Source organism: Cellulomonas sp. IC4_254, assembly GCF_011603975.1.
GTDB lineage: Bacteria > Actinomycetota > Actinomycetes > Actinomycetales > Cellulomonadaceae > Cellulomonas.
In genome coordinates, this window is the sequence record NZ_JAANNB010000323.1 from 1 (window position 1) to 2,378 (window position 2,378).

Here is a 2,378-nt window from a genome sequence, read left to right on the forward strand (position 1 = left end):
CCGGGCCCGACCGCGCCGCGACCGCGGACGACGGCACGCCGCTGCGCTGGCGCGAGCAGGGCGCGGGCAGCCCGGTGCTGCTGCTCCAGGGCCAGGCGACCGCGATGGCCGGCTGGGACCGGGTCGCCGCCGACCTCGCCACGGAGTTCCGGGTGCTGCGCACCGAGCAGCGCGGCGTCGCCGGCACCGCGCCGGGCCCGGACGGCCGCGCGCCGGACGGGCTCACGACGCGCGACCTCGCCCGGGACGTCCGGGCGGTGCTGGACGCCGCCGGGGTCGGCCGCGCGCAGGTCGTCGGGCACTCGATGGGCGGCAAGATCGCGCAGTGGCTCGCGGTGGACGAGCCGGCGCGGGTGACCTCCCTCGTGCTGCTGGCGACCAGCGCGGGGGCCGCCGACGGGGTGCCGCGGGACGCCGAGGCGCACCGGCTGCTGCTCGGCGGGGACGCCGCCGCCCGCACGCGGCTGTTCTTCGACGACGCCTGGGCGGCCGCGCACGCCGACGAGGTGCGGACGTTCTTCGCGCTCGACGCCGCCCGCCCCACCCTGCGGGCCCTGTACCGCGCGAGCACCGAGCACGCCGCGCTCGCCGACCTCGGGCGCGTGGCGGCGCCGACGCTCGTCGTGCACGGGACCGAGGACCGGCTCGCGGCGCTCGCCTCCGCGGAGCGGCTGGCCGCGGCCGTCCCCGGCGCCCGGCTCGTCGCGGTCCCCGGGGCGCGGCACGGGCTGCACCTGGACAGCGCCGAGGCGGCCGAGGCGGTGCGGGCGTTCCTGCGGGAGCACGCCCCGGGCTGACCCCGGGCCGCCCCCGGCCGGGCCGGGGTCTGGCGCGCGGGCCGGTTCCGGGGCTTGACTGGTCACCCGGCGGCAGCGGAGGGGGACGACATGACCACGACCGACCAGCAGGACCTGCGCGGGGCGCACCTCGTCGAGGCCGACCTGCACGGCGCCCGGCTCGTACGCTGCGACCTGTCCGGTGTCGTGATGCGCGGGGTCGAGTTCGACGGGGCGGACATCGACGCGCCGTGGCTGCTCGACGGCGGCTCGCTGCTGGTCAACGGCGTCGACGTGGTGCCCTACGTGGACGCGGAGCTCGACCGGCGGTTCCCCGGGCGGTCGCAGCGGCGCGCCGGCGACCCCGAGGGGCTGCGTCGGGCGTGGGCCGCGGTGGAGGCGACCTGGGCGGCCACCCTCGAGCGCGTCGCGGCGCTGCCGGCCGGCACGGTGGACGTGCAGGTCGACGGCGAGTGGTCGTTCGCGCAGACGGTGCGGCACCTGGTCATGGCGACCGACACCTGGCTGCGCGGCGCGGTGCTGGGCGTCGAGCGGCCGTACCACCCGGTCGGCCAGCCGAACGTCGAGTACGCCGCCGACGGCCACGACCCGGCGGTGTTCTCGGACACCGAGCCCGCGTGGGACGAGGTGCTCGCCGTGCGGGCCGAGCGGGTCGCGATGGTGCGCGACTACCTGGCCGGCGTCACGGCGGCGGACCTGACCGGCACGCGGCCGAACCCGTGGGCGCCGGAGCACCAGGAGACGGTGCTGTCCTGCCTGCACACCATCCTCGAGGAGGAGTGGGAGCACCACCGGTACGCCGTCCGCGACCTCGACGCGATCGCCGCCGGACGCTAACCGGGGCGGCGGGCCAGCACCAGCCGGAACGCGTTCCGGAACCGGTAGGCGCCGTCCGCGGTGCGGAACCGGACCGCCGCCGCGCGCACCACCGGCCCGCGGTCGGCGAGCCCGGCGGCGTCCTCGCCGAGCAGCAGCCCCCGCACCAGGGCGTCCTCGTCCGCCGCCGTCCAGGGGACGTCGACGAGCGCCACGTGCTCGACCGCCAGGCCCGCGCCGGTCAGCAGCGCGCGCACCGGGCCCTCCCGGCGCAGCGGCCCCTCCGGGCCGGGGTCCTCGCCGTCGTCCGCGGCGAGCGCCGCCTCGACCGCGTCCAGCTCGCACCGGTCCCGCTCGGCCCAGCCGCACACGGCGAGCAGCCCGCCCGGCGCCAGCACGCGCGCCGCCTCCGCGACCGCGGCCGCCGGGTCGTCCACCAGGTGCAGCACGGCGACCGCGGACACGACGTCGAACGCGCCGTCCGCCCACGGCAGGTCCTCGGCCTCCGCGACCCGCACGTCCGCACCGGGGACCGCCCGCCGGGCCCGCGATGCCATGCCCGGCGCGACGTCCGCACCCGACACCGCCGCGCCGCGGGCGGCCGCGTCGGCGAGCAGCTCGCCCGTCCCGCAGCCGACGTCCAGCAGCCGCGTCCCCGGGCCGACGCCCGCGGCCGTCAGCAGCGCGGTACGGGCCGGGCGGGCGAAGCCGCCCCACGCGGCGGCCCAGTCGTCGGCCAGTGCGGTCCACGGGTCGTCGAGGTCG

General features: G+C 79.7%; 3 protein-coding genes. 2 read left to right on the forward strand and 1 reads right to left on the reverse strand.

Features of this window, described 5'->3' with window-relative positions; genetic code table 11:
* On the forward strand, nucleotides 1–797 hold a 797-nt coding region (locus G6556_RS18390), incomplete at its 5' end, for an alpha/beta hydrolase (RefSeq protein WP_240934723.1).
* A gap of 90 nt (nucleotides 798–887) precedes the next feature.
* On the forward strand, nucleotides 888–1,634 hold the full coding sequence (locus tag G6556_RS18395; RefSeq protein ID WP_166944539.1) for a DinB family protein: 747 nt from the start codon (nucleotides 888–890) through the stop codon (nucleotides 1,632–1,634).
* Here the strand turns inward: G6556_RS18395 and G6556_RS18400 are convergent.
* Nucleotides 1,631–2,378 (reverse strand): class I SAM-dependent methyltransferase (locus G6556_RS18400; RefSeq protein WP_166944541.1); only part of this gene is annotated, 748 nt, incomplete at its 5' end. The genes G6556_RS18395 and G6556_RS18400 overlap by 4 nt on opposite strands.

Bases quoted from the DNA above. Each gene is read 5' to 3' on its own strand.
- G6556_RS18395 (WP_166944539.1), top strand. From the start codon at position 888: ATGACCACGACCGACCAGCAGGACCTGCGCGGGGCGCACCTCGTCGAG.